This window comes from Subsaximicrobium wynnwilliamsii (genome assembly GCF_007997225.1).
GTDB lineage: Bacteria > Bacteroidota > Bacteroidia > Flavobacteriales > Flavobacteriaceae > Psychroserpens > Psychroserpens wynnwilliamsii.
Map to the genome: position 1 here is coordinate 56,727 of NZ_VORM01000005.1, position 19,999 is coordinate 76,725.

At 40.3% G+C, this 19,999-nt stretch carries 12 protein-coding genes; 8 read left to right on the top strand and 4 right to left on the bottom strand.

The features are described 5' to 3' along the window. Nucleotides 1-7: 7 nt before the first annotated feature. Nucleotides 8-1,321 (top strand): DEAD/DEAH box helicase, encoded by a 1,314-nt coding sequence (locus ESY88_RS06125; RefSeq protein ID WP_147086579.1) that lies wholly within the window; start codon nucleotides 8-10, stop codon nucleotides 1,319-1,321. A gap of 599 nt (nucleotides 1,322-1,920) precedes the next feature. Here the strand turns inward: ESY88_RS06125 and ESY88_RS06130 are convergent. After that, a complete protein-coding gene (locus ESY88_RS06130; RefSeq protein WP_147086578.1) occupies nucleotides 1,921-2,667 on the bottom strand; it encodes an arylesterase in 747 nt (248 codons plus the stop codon). Nucleotides 2,668-2,694: 27 nt separating this feature from the next. Here ESY88_RS06130 and ESY88_RS06135 point away from each other — a divergent pair, with 27 nt between their 5' ends. Both ESY88_RS06135 and ESY88_RS06140 read left to right on the top strand, forming a co-directional pair. Continuing rightward, nucleotides 2,695-3,384, top strand: a complete 690-nt coding sequence (locus tag ESY88_RS06135; protein WP_147086577.1) for an ABC transporter ATP-binding protein — start codon at nucleotides 2,695-2,697, stop codon at nucleotides 3,382-3,384. A gap of 47 nt (nucleotides 3,385-3,431) precedes the next feature. Further along, the gene (locus ESY88_RS06140; protein ID WP_147086637.1) at nucleotides 3,432-5,927 is read left to right on the top strand and encodes an ABC transporter permease; all 2,496 of its coding nucleotides are present in this window, start codon (nucleotides 3,432-3,434) and stop codon (nucleotides 5,925-5,927) included. A 157-nt stretch (nucleotides 5,928-6,084) separates the two neighbouring features. Here the strand turns inward: ESY88_RS06140 and ESY88_RS20890 are convergent, their stop codons facing one another. Next, on the bottom strand, nucleotides 6,085-6,243 hold the full coding sequence (locus ESY88_RS20890; protein WP_189702534.1) for a hypothetical protein: 159 nt from the start codon (nucleotides 6,241-6,243) through the stop codon (nucleotides 6,085-6,087). Between the two features lie 200 nt (nucleotides 6,244-6,443). Here ESY88_RS20890 and ESY88_RS06145 point away from each other — a divergent pair, with 200 nt between their 5' ends. Next, complete coding sequence (locus tag ESY88_RS06145; protein ID WP_223270742.1) at nucleotides 6,444-6,632, top strand: adenylosuccinate synthetase; 189 nt, start codon at nucleotides 6,444-6,446, stop codon at nucleotides 6,630-6,632. Nucleotides 6,633-8,675: 2,043 nt separating this feature from the next. Here ESY88_RS06145 and ESY88_RS06150 read toward each other — a convergent pair. Then, on the bottom strand, nucleotides 8,676-9,338 hold the full coding sequence (locus tag ESY88_RS06150) for an NAD(P)H-binding protein (RefSeq protein WP_147086576.1): 663 nt from the start codon (nucleotides 9,336-9,338) through the stop codon (nucleotides 8,676-8,678). 948 nt (nucleotides 9,339-10,286) lie between these two features. On the opposite strand from ESY88_RS06150, the gene ESY88_RS06155 reads away from it, so the two are divergent. Together ESY88_RS06155 and ESY88_RS06160 are read left to right on the top strand one after the other, a co-directional pair. After that, entirely contained in the window at nucleotides 10,287-10,925 is a 639-nt protein-coding gene (locus ESY88_RS06155) for a nuclease-related domain-containing protein (RefSeq protein ID WP_147086575.1), read from the top strand. Between the two features lie 140 nt (nucleotides 10,926-11,065). Next, the gene (locus ESY88_RS06160) at nucleotides 11,066-12,259 is read left to right on the top strand and encodes an acyl-CoA dehydrogenase family protein (RefSeq protein WP_147086574.1); all 1,194 of its coding nucleotides are present in this window, start codon (nucleotides 11,066-11,068) and stop codon (nucleotides 12,257-12,259) included. Nucleotides 12,260-12,562: 303 nt separating this feature from the next. Here ESY88_RS06160 and thiE read toward each other — a convergent pair whose 3' ends face one another. Further along, nucleotides 12,563-13,207, bottom strand: a complete 645-nt coding sequence (thiE, locus tag ESY88_RS06165; RefSeq protein WP_147086635.1) for a thiamine phosphate synthase — start codon at nucleotides 13,205-13,207, stop codon at nucleotides 12,563-12,565. Nucleotides 13,208-14,285: 1,078 nt separating this feature from the next. Between thiE and ESY88_RS06170 the strand changes: the two genes are divergently transcribed. Further along, nucleotides 14,286-19,565 carry a PAS domain S-box protein gene (locus ESY88_RS06170; RefSeq protein ID WP_147086573.1) on the top strand — a complete coding sequence of 1,760 codons (5,280 nt, stop codon included), beginning with the start codon at nucleotides 14,286-14,288 and terminating at the stop codon, nucleotides 19,563-19,565. After that, nucleotides 19,558-19,998 (top strand): response regulator, encoded by a 441-nt coding sequence (locus ESY88_RS06175; RefSeq protein ID WP_147086572.1) that lies wholly within the window; start codon nucleotides 19,558-19,560, stop codon nucleotides 19,996-19,998. Before ESY88_RS06170 ends, ESY88_RS06175 begins: the two co-directional genes overlap by 8 nt. Nucleotide 19,999 lies beyond the last annotated feature (1 nt).

A 19,999-nucleotide genomic window follows, 5' to 3' on the forward strand; every position in this document is an offset into this window, starting at 1 on the left:
CATCATTATGATATATAGCATAAAAAACCAACAGGATATTTTAGACAAATTAAACATTGAGGCTTTGAATCCCATGCAGGAAGAGGCGGTTTCAATGATTGCCGAGACGACCAATACCATTCTGTTATCTCCAACCGGAACGGGAAAAACATTGGCCTTTTTATTGCCATTGCTGAAAGTTTTAGACCCAGATTCTCAAGAGGTACAGGCTTTGATCATTGTACCATCAAGGGAACTCGCCATCCAAATAGAGCAAGTGGTTCGCTCTATGGGGTCTGGTTATAAGGTAAATGCGGTTTATGGTGGCAGACCCATGTCTAAAGACAAAATTGAAATCAAACACAGTCCGGCTATTTTAATAGGAACTCCGGGCAGAGTCTTAGATCATTTTGACAGTGATCGTTTTTCCAAATCCAGTATCAAAACACTCATTTTAGATGAGTTTGATAAATCTCTGGAAGATGGTTTTGAGGAAGAGATGAAAGCGATTATCGGTCAATTGCCCAGTATTAACAAACGCATTTTAACTTCGGCCACCCAAGGCATTACCGTTCCGGGTTTTGTGCGCTTGGATAAGCCCTACACCATTGATTATCTCAAAGAAAAAACGGAATCGCGATTAGCTATTAAAACAGTGGTTTCAGCAGATAAAAACAAACTGAAAACGGTGTTGGATTTGCTGCAGCATTTGGGCAGTGAACAGGGAATTATTTTCTGCAATTTAAGAGACAGTATTGAGCAAGTGAGTGGGTATTTAGAACGCAATAAAGTCACACATGCTTGTTTTTCTGGAGGTATGGAGCAGCAAGATAGAGAACGCGCTTTGATAAAGTTCAGAAACGGAAGCAGTCAAGTATTGGTCGCTACAGATTTGGCCGCAAGAGGCATCGATATCCCTGAAATGAACTATATCATTCATTACGAATTACCGCGTCATGAAGAAGAATTCATCCATAGAAATGGGAGAACCGCTCGAGTCAACGCCACAGGAACCGCTTATGTGTTAAAATGGGCCAAGGAAGCATTGCCCGAATTCATCAAGCAAAGTAAAGCCGTGAATATTTCTAAGAAAGCGCCGCATAAGCCACAATTCTGGGAAACACTTTTTATATCAGGTGGGAGGAAAGACAAAATTTCCAAAGGCGATATTGCAGGCTTGTTCATTAAACAAGGTGGGCTTGAAAAGGACCAATTGGGAAGCATTGAGCTCAAACAAGATTGTGCTTTTGTTGCCGTTCCGCTGAAGCTTGCTGAAACATTAGTTGAAAAATTAAACAATTCACGTTTGAAGAAAAAGAAGGTTCGAATTTATGTGCTTTAAGCTTAATTAGATTCCAACAGACAGTGACTTTGACTAGACCTCACAGGTTTTAAAAACCTGTGAGGTTTTTTTAGTTTATCCATGTTCACAGTTCAAACCAAATTGTAACACCACAGACTTCCAATTTATAGTTCATCCATTGGTGCAATCTGTTTTTTAATCAATTATGATAGCCACTTAATTTTTGTGCAGCATTCAAAAAGGACTAATCTTTTTTATTCGTGAAACCCGTATTTCAAAAGCCGCAGGCGTATTGAAAGCCGATGGTTGAACGAACCCCGGCTTTTTGGCGGGGTCTTAGGTTTAATTATAGGACATGTCAATAATTAGTATTCCAAATTTAAAGATTCACTTTTTAGAAAATTAGGGTTTTGAGTGTTTCAGACCTTTCAGGTTCTCAAAACCTGAAAGGTCTCGAATTCATTTAAATAGTACAATTTTTACAGCTGCTCATAGTTTTTGCCTTAAACTTGAGATTTTTCAGAAAAACAAATCTAAAACCAAACACCCCTTTAGTCTTATGTCCAATAGTCCTATGTCATAAGTCCTATGCCTTTAGTCTTAAGTCATTTTGAATACCAATGCTTTCTTCCTAAAACCTATTTCTTTAGTACAGGCTCCAAAACCTCCCAAACCGTATTGGCCAAAATTTTATGACCTTCAGCCGTTGGGTGAATGCCATCACTTTGATTGAGTGCCGCAATCCCACCAACATCTTTTAAAATAAAAGGAATAAATTCCAAATCATTTTTTTTTGCCAAATCGGCATAGAGCTGCTTAAATTCGGTCGTGTAATCCTGTCCCATATTTGGAGGCAATTCCATTCCCGCCAGGATAATGGTGGTTTCCGGACTTTTCTCTTGCACAATATCAATGATCGCTTGGAGATTGGCACGCGTTTCAGATAGTGGCACGCCACGTAAGCCATCATTGGCACCCAGCTCCAATAGAAAAATATCAATATCCTGATTCAACACCCAAGCAATCCGACTTTTGCCACCCGCTGTGGTTTCGCCGCTCAAGCCCGAATTAATTACGGTATAATTTAAATTGAGCGCATCAATTTTTTGCTGCAACACCCCAGGAAACGCGTCGGCCGTATCGGCCAAGCCATAACCAGCGGTAATACTATCCCCAAAAGCTAAAATGGTTTTGCTGCTGTTATTAGTGGTCTCCGTTTGTTCGGTTTTTGCTTTTGCTGATTCCTCTTGATTGGTCTTCTCCTTTTTATCGGTACCACAAGCCAAGACCAAAACCAAGGGGATAAAATAACAAAACTTTAGGATTTTACGGAGCAGCGAGGCTGGTGGGTTTAAATACAATTGGTTATTTTGAGCCTTAGACATAAGTGGTCATTTTAATTAAGAATTTATATGCCAAAGATATTAAAGATTACTGGGCTAGAAAAAACATATACCAGTGGTAACAGAGAATTAACGGTCTTGCAAAACATTAGCTTTGAGGTGGAAAAAGGGCAGACCTTTTCCATTGTAGGACCTTCCGGAAGTGGAAAAACAACCTTGTTAGGCTTGTGTGCCGGATTAGACAACCCAAATGCCGGTACCGTGGAATTATGTGGCCAAGATTTAAGCCGCTTAAACGAAGACCAGCGTGCCCAATTACGGAATAAGGAAGTGGGCTTCATCTTTCAGAACTTTCAACTACTGCCAACCCTTACCGCGCTTGAAAACGTGAGCGTCCCCTTAGAATTACAAGGCGATAAGGACGCAACCAAAAAAAGCATGGCCTTATTGGAAAAAGTGGGTTTGGCCGATCGTTATGATCATTATCCGTCTCAACTGTCTGGCGGGGAGCAGCAACGGGTCGCCTTAGCCAGAGCCTTTGCAAATGCCCCTTCCATTTTATTTGCCGATGAGCCTACGGGGAATTTAGATGAAGAAACCGGCGAAAAAGTAATCCAGCTCTTATTCGATTTGAACACAGAAGCCGGAACGACCTTGGTCATCATTTCCCATGATTTGGATTTGGCCAACCGCACTCAGCAAATCTTGCGACTCAAAGGCGGACAAATTTTAACCAATCAACGTACGGCAGTACTGTGAGCACATCTCCCATCTCTATGAATCAAAACACAAAATGGTTGTTTAAGATGGCTTGGCGCGATGCCAAAGCCAGTAGGGTGCGCCTGCTGTTATTTATGGCGTCCATCATCTTAGGCATCGCTGCCGTGGTATCGATACAATTATTCAGCAGCAATCTCAAAGACAACATAAAGCTCCAATCAAAAGCCCTGATGGGTGCAGATTATATTATTGACAGCCGGCAATTACCAACGGCCCGTGCCCAAGCTATTATCGACTCCTTACAACCGGATGCTTCCGAAGTAAATTTTGTCTCGATGGTTGCCTTTCCAAAAAATGGAGGCACCAAATTGGTTAAGGTGCGTGCTTTAAAAGGGGATTTTCCGTTTTACGGCAGCATTGATACCGAACCTGCTTCCGCAGCAGCCAATTACCAAGACTCAGGCGGCGCGTTGGTGGATGCGACTTTGTTGCTTCAGTTTAATATAAAACCAGGCGATTCCATCAAAGTAGGAGAGCTCACCTTGTCTATAGCTGGCGCTTTAAAAGCCATTCCTGGGAGTACGGCCATTTCTACTTCGGTGGCACCGCCAGTGATCATCCCTAATCGGTTTGTGGATGGCACTGAGCTGTTGCAATTTGGCAGCCGAAAGGAATACCAATACTTCTATAAAGCTTCAGATAGCTTGAATTTAAGTAAGTTTGAGCAAAACATAGGGCCACAATTAGAGGCGGAAAATTCAGATTTAGACACCCACACCAGCACCAGTGCGCAATTGGGGAGTCGTTATGACAATGTGGGTAAATTTTTAAACTTGGCAGCATTCATCGCCTTATTGTTGGGTTGTATTGGGATTGCCAGTTCGGTTCATATTTATATCAAAGAAAAACTAAGGGCCGTTGCGGTTTTAAAATGCATGGGCGCTTCGAGAAAACAAAGTTTTCTTATTTTCCTGATTCAAATTGCTGGGATTGGCCTTGCTGGCGGATTGATTGGTTCGCTTATAGGCGTGGCGCTTCAGACCGTATTCCCTTATATTTTAGAGGAGTTTCTTCCGTTTGCGGTTGAAATCACGATCTCAGCCCAGCCCATCCTCATGGGTGTTTTTCTAGGGTTGTTCATGTCCGTTTTATTTGCGCTCTTGCCCTTATTAAGAACCTGGTACGTGTCGCCATTAGACGTGTTGCGTGTGGATGAGCAAGCGTCACAAGGCCCAAAGAAAGCGCGAATCATCGTATTTGCCGCTATTTTGATATTTCTATTTTTATTTTCGTTTTGGTTGCTGAAAAATGCAGTCTACGCCTTAGGATTTGTAGTTGCCACCTTAATTACTTTTGCCATTTTAGCCGGAATTTCCATAGGGTTCATGACACTCATTAAAACCTACTTCCCAAAGCGTTGGGGGTTTACAACGCGGCAAAGTCTGTTGAACTTATTTAGGCCCAACAATCAAACCGTTGTTTTAGTGGTTGCGATTGGTTTAGGGACATTTTTGATAAGCACCTTATATTTTACGAAGGATATTTTATTGGCAAAAACCGAAGTGGAGCAATCCGCAGAAAATGCCAACATGATCATCTTAGACGTGCAAACAGACCAACGTGCCGCGGTGGAACAAGGCCTCAACGCCAGGAACTTGCCCGTTTTGGATAATATTCCGCTGGTTACCATGCGCATGCATAAGATAAAAGCGCAATTGGTCAACAACATCCGCCAAGATTCGACCAGTGAGATTCGCGGTTGGATTTTAAACCACGAGTTTAGAACCACCTATCGCGATACGCTAATTGATTCCGAAGCCATTATCGCAGGCGAATGGGTTTCAGAATTAAAGACAGGTAAACCCGTTGTGATATCCATTTCCGACAATCTTGCTGAAGATGCTAAAGTGGGCGTTGGCGATGCCATCGTTTTCAATGTGCAAGGCGTGCTTATGGAAACCACAATAGGCAGCATTCGTAAAGTAGATTGGGGGCAATTACAGCTTAATTTCAGCATCGTGTTTCCAAAGGGTGTGCTCGAGCAAGCGCCACAGTTTAATGTGATTACCACCTCTGTGCCCGATGAAGCTGCTTCGGCGGAAATTCAGCGCGATTTGGTGGCCCAATTCCCAAATGTGTCGGTGTTGGATCTACGCCAGGTCTATACCATTCTGGAGGATATTTTAGATAAGATCGCCTGGATCATTAATTTCATGGCCTTCTTTAGTATTCTCACAGGCATTATTGTCTTGATCGGCTCGGTGCGTACCAGTAAATACCAACGCATTAAAGAGAGCGTACTGCTGCGGACTTTAGGTGCCAAGAACACGCAGATCTTGAAAATCTCAGCCTTGGAATATGTGTTTTTAGGATTGTTGGGGAGTTTGGTCGGTATTTTATTGGCGCTATTGAGCAGTCTCGGTCTGGCGCTATTAGTGTTTAAAGAACCCTTCGTGCCTTCGCTGATTCCGTTTTTGGTGTTTCTACCAGGGATTACGCTCTTGGTTTTAGCGATTGGGTTGAGCAATATCCAAACGGTTTTACGCAGTTCGCCTTTGGAAGTCTTGCGTAGAGAAGGGTAGGGGTGTGCTTAAATTTTGGCGTAATAGAAAAAATAGTTTTCATAGGGCGGCAGATGAAATTGAAGTCCGTGTTGACTGGGTTTCGAAATGCATCCGCCCAAGGTTTTTGGGTAAAACGCGATATAGAATTCTCCAATCCTCAATTTATACAAGGCCTTTATTTTTCTGAAAGCGCTTTGATTTGCGTCGAACTTATGATGGCTTCGGAATGATTTGGATGGTTGGCCAAGTAGAGCAAGGTTTGGGCAATCGTTTCCGCAGCAATCAATTTGTACTTTTTCAAAGGGTCGATTAGTAAAGGGTCGATGAGAGGCATTTTGTTGATTTAATCATTAATTCCGTTTCTATTGTTTAAAACGCTGGATGAAGTTTGTTTGGAGTTCGTTGAAGCTTATTGAGAGGAAAATCGCTAGTTGACTAATTTGAACCTTGAATTTTGTTTGGGTTTCGCTTCCTTTAAGAAGCATTCTCAGCTATTTTTTGCGTAAATTGAGAATTAACATTTAGAAAAAAACCATGAAAAATATAGGATATTCTTTACTGCTACAAATACCGACAGACGTCCCTAAGCCGGGAGACAGTGGAACCGTTGATTTATCAGAACCTTTCGATCTCATCGTCTTTATTATTTTGCCTATCGTATTTGTCATCCTTTATTTTGTTTGGAAGCGGAACAAGAAGCGGGATAGGGATAAAAACAATTAGCTGAGACCCTATTTAAGTCATTTGAGTGAAAACGTATTGCAGAGTCGGCTTTTATGCAAGAGCACTGATCACACAGATTTTGCTGATTTCCACAGATTCAATTCAGACTATTTCCGAAATACATAAAACAGCGAAAATCAGTTTCATCAGCGTCATCTGCGTTCAATTTCAGGAATATCGCATATTGAACGCTGAGCACACAGATTTTGCAGATTTCCACAGATTCAACTCAGAATAATATCGAAATACATAAAACAGCGAAAATCAGTTTCATCAGCGTCATCTGTGTTCTATTTCAGAAATATCGCATATTGAACACTGAGCACACAGATTTTGCAGATTTCCACAGATTCAATTCTGACTATTACCGAAATACATAAAACAGCGAAAATCAGTTTCATCAGCGGTATCTGCGTTCTATTTCAGGAATAACGCATATTGAACACTGAGCACACAGATTTTGCTGATTTCCACAGATTCAATTCAGACTATTACCGAAATACATAAAACAGCGAAAATCAGTTTCATCAGCGTCATCTGCGTTCAATTTCAGGAATATCGCATATTGAACGCTGAGCACGCAGATTTTGCAGATTTCCACAGATTCAATTCAGAATAGTATCGAAATATATAAAACAGCGAAAATCAGTTTCATCAGCGTCATCTGCGTTCAATTTCAGGAATATCGCATATTGAACGCTGAGCACGCAGATTTTGCAGATTTCCACAGATTCAATTCAGAATAGTATCGAAATATATAAAACAGCGAAAATCAGTTTCATCAGCGTCATCTGCGTTCAATTTCAGGAATAACGAATATTGAACGCTGAGCACGCAGATTTTGCAGATTTCCACAGATTCAATTCTGACTATTACCGAAATACATAAAACAGCGAAAATCAGTTTCATCAGCGTCATCTGCGTTCAATTTCAGGAATATCGCATATTTAACGCTGAGCACACAGATTTTGCAGATTTCCACAGATTCAATTCAGACTATTACCGAAATACATAAAACAGCGAAAATCAGTTTCATCAGCGTCATCTGCGTCATCTGCGTTCAAAGTGAGAACACTGAGCACGCAGATTTTGCAGATTTCCACAGATTCAATTCTGACTATTACCGAAATATATAAAACAGCGAAAATCAGTTTCATCAGCGTCATCTGTGTTCTATTTCAGAAATATCGCATATTGAACACTGAGCACGCAGATTTTGCAGATTTCCACAGATTCAATTCTGACTATTACCGAAATATATAAAACAGCGAAAATCAGTTTCATCAGTGGCATCTGCGTTCAAAGTGAGAACACTGAGCACGCAGATTTTGCCGATTTCCACGGATTCAATTCAGAATAGTATCGAAATACATAAAACAGCGAAAATCAGTTTCATCAGCGTCATCTGCGTTCAATTTCAGGAATAACGAATATTGAACGCTGAGAACACAGATTTTGCAGATTTCCACAGATTCAATTCTGACTATTACCGAAATACATAAAACAGCGAAAATCAGTTTCATCAGCGTCATCTGCGTTCAATACGAGAACACTGAGCACGCAGATTTTGGAGATTTCCACAGATTCAATTCTGACTATTACCGAAATATATAAAACAGCGAAAATCAGTTTCATCAGCGTCATCTGCGTTCTATTTCAGGAATATCGCATATTGAACACTGAGCACACAGATTTTGCAGATTTCTACAGATTCAATTCTGACTATTACCGAAATATATAAAACAGCGAAAATCAGTTTCATCAGCGTCATCTGCGTTCAATTTTAGGAATATCGCATATTGAACTCTGAGCACACAGATTTTGCAGATTTCCACAGATTCAATTCTGACTATTACCGAAATACATAAAACAGCGAAAATCAGTTTCATCAGCTTCGTCTGCGTTCTATTTCAGGAATATCGCATATTGAACGCTGAATGATGAAGTTGAAGTACGTTTTGACTGGGTTTCGAAATGCGTACGCGTGAGGTTCTTGGGAAAAACGAGATATCGAATTCGCCAATCCTCAATTTATAATGTTCTTTATTTTTCGGAAAGCACTTTGATCTCAGTCGAACTTATAATGGCTTCGGAATGATTTGGATGGTTGGCCAGGTAGAGCATGGTTTGGGCAATCGTCTCCGCAGCAATCATTTTGTACTTTTTCAAAGGGCCTAGGAGTAAAGGGTCGATGAGTTTAAACAGCGCCAAACCGATGGATTCCATGGCTCTTTTTTCATCGCGGTTTCCATCAATTAGAGCCGGTCTCAGGATATAGGTTTTTTTTATCTGTTGTTGCAGCACATCCCGTTCCATTTCGCCTTTGGTCTTGTTGTAGAACACGCTACTGTTTTGATCGGCTCCCATTGCAGAAATCACCAAGAAGGTGGAAATCCCATTGTCTTTAGCGAGTTTCGCCGCGTTCACTGGGATACCGTAATCTATTTGTTTATAAAGCGTTTTATCGGGAGTCTTATTCGTGGTGGTGCCAATGCAACAGAAGACTTCATCGGCAATGAAATCGCTTCTGAATTGCTCCAATTCCAAAAGATCTCCGATGTATTGGGTCACTTTGCTTGGGAGCCCTTCCATTTTAGAACGCGAAAACAATTTGATCTGTTCATAACGCTCATCATCAATTAACTTCTGAAGTAAAATGCCTCCAGTCAAGCCTGTGGCGCCTAATATAATTGCTGTTTTTTTCATTTTGATTTTTGTACTTTAATGCATCGTTTGTGAGTTACTGAAAAATTGTTTGCCACAGCCTGTCCCGATTCTTGTCGGGAAATTGCGCGAATTTGGCTGCCATTCCTGCGGCATGCAAACCCCGCAGGCAGGTTTTTACTAATTGGAATCATTGTCCGAATGCTTAGGCAAAAAGAGGCGCCTCTATTTTACGGATTGAACCGTCTTTCAGACTATTTGAAAATCGCTGGTTTTTAAGTGTGCGCTGCTGCATTTAAATATCGGGAAAAAGAAGTGATTTAGGGGTGTTGGTTTGGGACTAATTATTTAAAATTTTTTTACTGGTTTTGGGAGGTGTAGGCTTAGGGCTTTTCAATTTATGAAGAAAGAATTATTTAGACATTGGTAAAATACATTTTTTAAACGAATAGAACCGCTAATGCTCATTGTGAGATTAGTTAAGAAATCACTCGAATGAATCTGTTGTATTGCGGCAGGAACACATCTTATGAATAAGGAGGTCATTGCGAGGCACGAAGCAATCTTTTGAAAGGAATCTCGATCATCGTCAGTAAATATCAATCCCTGGAAACCGGAACAAGGATATTTCATAAGCCTCATTTTCTAATTTGAACTTACCAATGTCAGGAGAAACTCGTCAAAAACGAGCATTAGCAAAAGTCAACGTGCAGATTGGTTAGATTGAGATTGAATAATTTAAGGAATTGATTTGGGGCTTTTCATGGAGAATTGTTGGTGGAAAACACCAACAATGGCTGAATCATCGCGATTTAAGAAAGAAGAAGAAATAGCTTCCCCATCTTTGCGAGCGTTTGCAACCAATACCTTACCAACTCCCAGCTCCATCCTCTAGCAGTCAACCAACCCAATAAATCCCTATCTTTAAAAACCTCTAATCCTTTATCTGTCAATAGCATACCTACTTGGCCATCAACCAAAACCAAAGTTATGATCGTCTGGACCATCTTCGCGCTCATCGCTTGTGGACTTGCAGTTTACATTTTTGGCATACGCGACTATCAAGACTTCAGAAAAGTAACAAGCCCAAGCCGAGGCAGCAGAACAGAACGGGCTTTGGTATATAAGCTCCTCAAATACGGCATCCCTTATCAAACGATCTTTCAGGACCTCTCTCTAAAAAAATACAATGGGACTTATGCACAAATCGATCTGGTGGTAGCCACCAAAGTAGGACTTATAGTATTCGAAGTAAAAAAGTACAGCGGTTGGATATTTGGCTCTGGGAATCAGAATCAATGGACACAAGTGCTGAATTATGGTAAAATCAAGCACCGCATTTATAATCCCATACTTCAGAATAAAAACCACATACACCAATTGAAGAAAAAATTGTCCAAAGAAAACATCCCCTTCTTTTCCGTGATTGTCTTTTATGGAGACTGCGAACTTAAAAACATCAACTACATCCCAAACGGGACCTATCTCGTAAAATCAAACAAGGTTTTTTTTGTCTTGAGAAAGATACTAAAAGACAATAAACCAGCAACATTCACCAACAAGCGAGAACTAGTAAGCATACTAAATGAGGCCGTAATGAATGGAGCAGATTATGGCATAAAGATGTAACACATCCAAAACATCAAGGATACTTTAGACGAGGATCTCATCTTCCAATAGTATAAATTTCGTTAGTTTTTTATACCTTATAAAAAACTAAACCTATCAGCTCAAGCGTTTAGCAACTTTAATTCAAAAACACCACCATCATGCTACAATCCGTCCTATTGCCACGTGACATCTACGCCACAGAAGAACATCAAATGATGCAAGAGATGATTCGGGATTTCATCAAAAATGAAATCATGGATCAGATAGACGCATGGGAAGAAAAGGGGATGGTTAGCCGAGCCATTTGGGAACGTGCCGGAGCACTGGGTTTGCTCTGCATTGATATGCCAGAACAGTATGGCGGCAGTGGTTTGGATTTCAGCTTTAGCGCTTTATTCATTGAAGAATTGGGAAGAGAAGGCATCACGGGCCCGGGTTTTTCCTTGCATTCTGATATTGTGGCGCCCTATCTCCTAAAGTATGGCACCGAAGCGCAAAAGCAAAACTACCTGCCTCGCATGGCTTCCGGAAAACTGATTACGTCCATTGGCATGACCGAGCCCAACTGTGGCAGCGATCTTAAAGCCATCACCACCAATGCGGTTGATAAAGGCGACCATTATCTGGTCAACGGACAAAAAACCTTCATTACCAATGGGTATTTATGCGATATGTCCGTTGTAGCCGTAAAAACCAACGTGGGTACCGCCAAAGAAGGCGTCTCCTTATTGATTATGGAAAGTGCTTACGACGGATTTGAGAAGGGCGTGCCTTTCAAAAAAATAGGCATGAAATCCCAAGACACTTGTGAGTTGTTTTTTGATAATGTCAAGGTTCCGAAGGAAAACTTACTTGGCGAAGAAGGCATGGGTTTCAAAATCATGATGACCGAATTGGCCAGAGAGCGCTTAACCGTAGGCCTCAATGCCATTGCTGGCGCGGAAGGTGCCATAGAAAAAACCATAGCCTACACGTCTTCAAGAACTGCTTTTAAACAACCCATTGCCGGCTTTCAAAACACCCAATTCAAATTGGCCGAATGTGCCACCCAATTGCAAATTCACCAAGCTTTTTTAGATCGTTGCACACTATTGGTATCTAAGGACGAACTCACTGCGGAAAGCGCTTCCATGGCGAAGTATTCCGCCACAGAGATGCACGGTAGGGTAGTAGATGAATGCTTGCAATTATTTGGAGGTTACGGGTATATGTGGGATTACCCAATCGCTCGGATGTATGCCGATAATCGCGTCGCCAGAATTTATGCGGGCACCAATGAGATCATGAAAATTTTGATCGCCCGTGGTTTGTTTAAGGAGTTGTTTCAGGAAATGAAAACAAAAAAGACTTAAGACCGCTACGCTTATAGAACCAAGAATATAGACTTTCTTGTCACTAACTGATAAACATTTAAAGAAGTCATTTTTGGAAATAAAGAAGGAAGAGACCCAGAAAAATTAGGACTTCACAAAAACAGTAAATGAACTACCTCGATGCAAGCATACGAGGTATCAAATTCCAAAAAAACAAGTCCCAAATCCCAAAAAAAAAAACGATGTAAGCATCGGGGGATTAATCCCTATGATATTAAATATTTGGGTCTAATGTTGTAATTTAAGCCTAATGCGGTTATGCTTAATGCTTAATACTTAGTTCTATTCAAACGTATGGCGTTTTTCTTCTGTTGAAGAGGCGTTAAGTAATTGATTAAATAGTCTTATGCTATTGAAATCGCGGGTAATTGCCCCAGATACTGCAATTCCGGAAATACCCGTTTCCAATAGGTCTTTAACATCATCTGTGCTTATGCCGCCCACAGCAATAATTGGGGTTTCGGTTTTTAAGGCTTCCATAATTGCCGTATAGCCGTTTAAACCTAAAACCGGGGCTAAATCCCCTTTGGTTGTTGTAAATCGAAAAGGACCTAAACTGATATAATCAACGTCTTTACCAATCAATGTTTCACAATCTTGCAAGGTGTTTGCTGTGCCGCCAATCATTTGCCAAGTGTGTAAGTGCTTTCCAACTAGAGTAGGGCTGGCATCGGTTTTTCCTAAATGCACACCGTCGGCTTTGACTGTTTTTGCAATTTTATAATGATCGTTTATAATTAATCGGGTTTGAAAATGCGATGTGATTTCTCTGGCAGCTTCGGCCAATTTCAACGTTTTTTTTTCTGATACATGTTTTAGGCGTAATTGCACTAATTCCGCACCCGAGGAGCAGGCCTTTTGGATGTGTTCCAGATGCTCTTTTGGTGTGCTTCCTTGAGAGATGTAATGCAGTTTGGGTATCGTAATCATGGTATTGTTATTTACTTTGTGATAGATTTGACAAGATAAATACTTTAGCTGGGAAATTAGATGCTCTTGCAATTTAAAAGCACCAATGTCGCAAGAAGTCCCACAGATCTGGCGGATTTACGCGGAAGAAACCACACCTGCTTCCTTTAGGTTGAGTCACAACGTATAAAAATCTGCGAACATCTGCGCAATCAGCGGGAAAGCTTCAGAAGTCTATTTGCTATCATCTCCCGCAGATCTCGCGGATTGACGCGGAAGAAATGACATCTTCTTGTGGGTTAAGTCATGTCGAAAAAAAATCTGCGAACATCAGCGCAATCAGCGGGAAACATTCAGAAGCGTATTTGCTATCATCTCCTACAGATCTCGCGGATTTACGCAGAAGAAACCACATCTGCTTCCTTTAGGTTGAGTCACAACGTATAAAAATCTGCGAACATCAGCGCAATAAGCGGGAAAGCTTCAGAAGCGTATCTGCTAACATCTCCCGCAGATCTCGCGGATTTACGCAGAAGAAATGACATCTTCTCGTGGGTTAAGTCATGTCGAAAAAAAATCTGCGAACATCTGCGCAATCAGCGGGAAAGATTCAGAAGCGTATTTGCTATCATCTCCCGCAGATCTCGCGGATTGACTCAGAAGACAGACATCACCTAATCCTTTATTGGGATGAGCCTTAATGTAAAAATAGCTGCAAAAGATTGCGTCATCAGCGGCAAAATTTGATAAGCGTATGCGACACTAGGGAACTGTCAAAACCTAGATAAAGCATAATGCCTCTGAGTTATTGTTAGTTCTCATTTATTTACGTAAATATTCACGTCATAAACAGCCCTATCTGCCTAAGCAATTTTCTATTCGGTTTTTATTTACTAAATTGGTTCCGTAATCATAAAACAAACGATTTGCCAAACAGTTGTAATCACGATAATGAATAACCTAATAATGAATTCGGAAGGTCTAAATCATAGATAATTCTTCAGTCGGAATTCACTCAGCTTCCAAATCGCAAGCCTCTAAAGATTATTTTTAATAATTATTTTAATAGGCTACGTTCTAAAAATCAGCACCTACTATGACCCCATCTCAATTGAACAGCCTATATAACGATCAAAGCAAGGATCCTATTTGGATGATTGACCTTGACTTCCAATTGATTTATGCTAATAAAAGATGGCTAGACCTTGTTAAAGAAGTTACAGGTAAGGAACTGAAACTTTATGAATCTGCATTCGCAGGTGGCTTTGGAGAAGGATATATTGAAAAATGGAAAACCTATTACAGCAGGGCACTGAAAGGAGAATATTTTGAAATAGAGGAACATTACTCTCACCCAGAAACGAATGAAATACATTATGGTCAAATCACATTGGAACCTTTAAGAGGAGACGACGGAAAAATTTTTGCAATAGCCTGCCAATCAAGAGATATTACAAGTATCGTTAAGCATCGATCTGAAGCGAATCAATTAATCGATGCCTCGTTAGATATTTTTTGCACCATTAATGAACAAGGTAATTTTGTTTTTGTGAGCGCTGCCGCTTCAACCCATTGGGGATATCTACCCAAAGAATTAATAGGTAAAGCTTACGTGGATTTTATTTTGGAAGAAGATCTGCCCAAAACCAGCGACATAGCTGCTTCCATTCTTAGAGGTCAGGATGTTAAATCTTTCGTTAATCGTTACAAGAAAAAAAATGGTGGTATTGCCTATAATTTATGGTCAGTAACCTGGGATAATACTTCTAAATTGATGTATTGTACGATAAGGGATGCCAAAGAATTAATTGACCAAGAAGAGAAAATTAAACAAAGCGAACAACGATTTAAAGCATTGGTTCAAGAGGGCTCGGACCTGATAAGTATATTAAACCCAGATGGAAAATACATCTACACCAGTCCTACGAGTATTTCTGTTCTTGGGATTACACCAGAAGAACTTAAGGGTAGAAACGCATTTGAATTCATTCATCCAGATGATGCAGAAAGAGTTTTAGCCAGTTTGCAAAAAATAAGCACCGAAAACAAGCTTATTATTGGACCCTTCCGCTATAAAAATAAGAAAGACGAATGGCGATGGTTGGAAACTGTGTTGACGAATATGTTGGACAACCCTGCAGTGAATGGCATCGTAGCTAATTCTAGGGATATTACCCATGGAATTGAGGAAAAACATCAACTGAAATTACTTGAAAGTGTCATCACTAACACCAATGATGCCGTTTTAATTACCGAAGCAGAACCATTTGATGAACCTGGTCCCAAGATAATTTATGTGAATGAGGCTTTTACGAAAATGACGGGCTACGAAGCAGAGGAAGTCATCGGCAAAACACCACGGATGCTTCAAGGACCGAAATCGAATGGAGAAGAACTGGCCAAACTAGGCCGTTCCCTTAAAAAATGGGAGCCCTATGAAATAACCACCATCAACTATAAAAAAAGTGGGGAAGAATTCTGGATCAACTTTACCGTAACTCCGGTTGCGGATGAAAAAGGCTGTTACACCCACTGGATTGCCATCGAACGGGATGTGACCGAGCAAAAGAACAAAGAGCGAGAAAAAAACCTTATAAGTACTATAAGTGACATTTTCAATCAATCTGCGGCTAATGACTTAACTAAATGTCTAACAGAAGTTTGTGAATACATCACGCAATTTGGACATTTTGATTTCGCTGAAATATGGTTGCCTGCTATTGATGCCAAAACGATTAATCGTGTATCGAAATACGTTGAAGGCAAGGCAGGAAGTGTCTTTTATGATACAGCCAAGAACAAAGATTCCTTCGCCTTGGGAGAGGGGATTCCTGGTCATATTTGGTTAAACGAGATGACAGAGATTTGGGAGGATATCGATGAGGAATGGCATTTCTTTAAACGAAAGGTAGCAGCGGAAAAAGCAGGGATTAAAGCCATGATGGGAGTGCCCTTAAAGCACAAAAATGAGGTTGTAGGTGTGCTATTGCTCGGGACAGCAAAAACCAAATCTGCCATAGGGCTGCATTTAGAGTTGTTTGAAAAATTAGAGTCAACGATTGGTGCTGAACTGAGCCGAAAGAAAACAGAAATCGAACTTGCTCAGATTTTTAACTTTACTCCAGATATGATTTGTGTGTCAGGTTTTGACGGTTATATAAAACGAATCAACCCAGCGGGCTTAGAATTGTTGGGGTATTCCTTAGAAGAAATGCGCTCAAGACCAATCAAATCCTTTATTCATGAGGAAGATAAGTTGAAAACGCAAGAAAAATGGAAGCACCTATATAATGGTGGAAGTCTCAGGAATTTTGAAAACCGCTATATCACAAAACGGGGCGATTCAGTATGGTTGAGCTGGACAGCATCTCCGGCACCAGAACATGGTATCGTATATTCGGTTGCCAAGAATATTACAGAAGAAAAGAAACTTAGGGAACTGGACCGTCAGGTACGCAGTATTACCAAAATTGGAAGTTGGGAATTGGATTTGCTTAATCAAAGTCTGTTTTGGTCAGAGGAGGTTCACCTTTTGCATGAAACAGACCCAAAATCATTTGTACCAGATTTGAAAAAGGCCATCAATTTTTACAGAGCCGATTTTCGCGAGATGGTGCGGTCAAGCATTAAAAAATGCATTGCTAATAAAGAACCATACGATTTTGAAGCTGTCTTAGTCACTGCTAATAAGAAGGAACTGTGGGTACGCACCAATGGGACTGCGGAATTTGTTGATGGTGTATGTACACGAATTTACGGCAGCTTTCAGGATATAGATGAGCGCAAACAAATCGAGATAAGACTACTATCATTGGCTGATAACTTGCCTGCCGTAGTGTATCAATACATCTTCTATCCCGATGGGACAGACGCCCTAAAATATGTAACCAAAGGATCACAACAAGTCTGGGGCTTTGCTGCTGAAGAAGTGATTGAAAATAACCAGTTGGTTTGGGAAAGAATGGCAGTTGCGGGTGCGTTTGAGACCGTTAATAAAAGTATTGCTGATGCTATGGAAACCAAAACGAAGTGGACAGCACGTTGGCAATATGCGATGCCCAATGGGGAAACGAGAACGCATCTGGGATATGGTTCGCCGATTTTTCTAGCCGATGGATCGGTGGTTTTCAATTCTGTGATCCTGGATGTAACTAATGAAGCCAAGAATGAAGCGCTTTTAGAGCAGATTACAAAAATAGCACGAATTGGTAGCTGGGAGATGGACTTAGTAAACCAAGATGGAGACAATATGTACTGGTCTCCCATGTTATTTGAAATCGTCGAAGTGGACGATAGCTACAATCCTACATTAACTGGAGGCATAGAATTTCATATCGGGGAAAGTAAAGAACGCATACAGAAAGCATTAGATCTCTTAATTAATGAAGGCGTTGAGTTTGACGAAGAGATATTACTGCGAACAGCTAAAGGCAACGAGCGATGGAGCCGGGCCATAGGTAAAAGCGAAATAGTAGATAACAAGTGTATCAGGATTTATGGGAGTTATCAGGACATTCATGAGCGAAAGGTTGCGGCATTAGAACTGGAGAAAAGTTTGAAAGCATTAAAAGATTATAAATTTTCTCTAGACCAGTCTGCCATAATCGCTTTTACAAACGAGAAAGGCGTTATCACATCTGTCAATGCTAACTTTTGCAAAATTTCAAAATACAATGAAGAAGAAATTATAGGGAAAACACATCGATTAATTAATTCTAAACATCATGCTAAAGCATTTTTCAAAGAATTATGGAAAACGATTGCATCAGGAAATGTTTGGCGCGGAGAAATAAAAAATAAAGCAAAAGATGGCTCTTATTATTGGGTGGACACCACCATTGTGCCCTTTTTAGACAAAAAAAATAAACCTACACAATATTTAGCCATTCGCTTTGATATCACAGAACGTAAAAACGCAGAACAAGAAAAAAACAGCTTACAGGAAACCCTAGAAAACAGCTTGAACGAAATCTATACCTTTAATGCGGAAACACTTAAATTTAGCTATGTCAACAAAGGTGCGCTACTTAACATGGGCTATTCAGAACAAGAAATAAAAGCATTAACTCCCGTGGATATAAAGCCCGACTTCACGGCAGCTTCTTTTGAACAACTTGTTATTCCGTTAGTAAGCAATGAAAAAAATAAAATTATATTTTTCACAAATCACAAACGAAAAGACGGAAGCCTTTATCCTGTAGTAGTCCATTTACAATTAATTACACAAGAAAACAACAAAAGGTTTTTAGCCATTGTACTGGATATAACCGAGCGTAAAAAAGCAGAAGAAGAAAACAGGTTCAAAGCAAATTTGCTAAGCATGATAGGCCAGGCGGCCATAGCAACAAACTTAGATGGTGTTGTTAATTACTGGAACAATGCAGCCGAAACTATTTATGGCTGGAAAGCGGAAGAAGCCCTAGGAAAAAACATTATGGATCTCACACCATTTAAGGCCACTGAAGTGCAAGCGAAGCAAATCATGGAAGAGCTGAAAAAAGGGGAAAGATGGTCGGGAGAATTTGAAGTGCGAAAAAAAGATGGCACTAATTTTCCCGCTCAGGTTACCAATTCTCCCATTTATGATGAACATCATAAATTATCAGGCATCATCGGTATTTCATCAGACATTACGCAGGAAGTCAAAAACAAGGAGTTGCTAAAGCAGTATACGCATGAACTGGAACGCTCCAATGAAGAGTTGGAACAATTTGCATTTGTTACGTCGCATGATTTACAGGAACCGCTGCGAATGATTTCTAGCTTCATGACGCTATTGCAGCGAAAATATGGCGATCAACTTGATGATAAGGCACATCAATACATTCATTTTGCAACAGATGGAGCCAAACAGATGAAGCAGATCATCCTTGACTTATTGGAGTATTCCAGAGCGAATGCATCCACAGAAGGAAAAGAGGATGTAGATTTGAATGAGGTGCTTTCAGAATTCAAGCAGTTGAGAAGGCGACTGATTTCAGAAAAATCAGCTTCCATTACCTCCAGCGATCTGCCGTCTTTAACCACATATAGCGCGACGATCACACAAATATTCCATTGTCTATTGGACAATGCACTCAAATACTCGAAAGACGGCACCGCTCCCATTATTGAGATTAAGGCTTCAGAACATGAGAAGGAATGGGAGTTTTCAATTAAAGATAATGGCATAGGAATAGATCCTCAGTTCTATGATAAGATATTTGTCATTTTTCAAAGACTACACAACAAAGATGAGTATTCAGGAACAGGAATAGGGCTTTCTATTGTCAAACGGCACATTGAATTTTTAGGAGGACGCATTTGGTTGGATTCTAAACCGGGAGAAGGCACGGTATTTTATTTCACAATTTCTAAAATTAAGCAACATGGATAATCAAAAAATAAAATTCGCCCATATCTTATTGGTGGAAGACAATGAAGGTGACATCTTACTCACAAAGGAAGCTTTTGAAGAGTGCAAAGTAAAAACAGAAATCAGTGTTGCTAAAAACGGCCAAGAAGCTCTTGATTTTCTTTTTAAGAGAGGGGCGTATGTTGATGTAAAAAAACCGGATCTTATTCTTCTGGATATCAATCTTCCCATATACAACGGCCATGAGGTTTTACGACAGATCAAGGCCGATCCGCGTCTTAAAAAAATTCCGGTAATCGTACTTACAACATCATCCAATCAAAAAGATCTAGACGAAGCCTACGAAAACCATTGTAATAGTTATGTGAAAAAACCACTCGAAATCAATGAGTTTCTAAATGCCATACTAAAAATTGAGGAATTTTGGTTGCAACTAACATTATTATCAAAGTAAT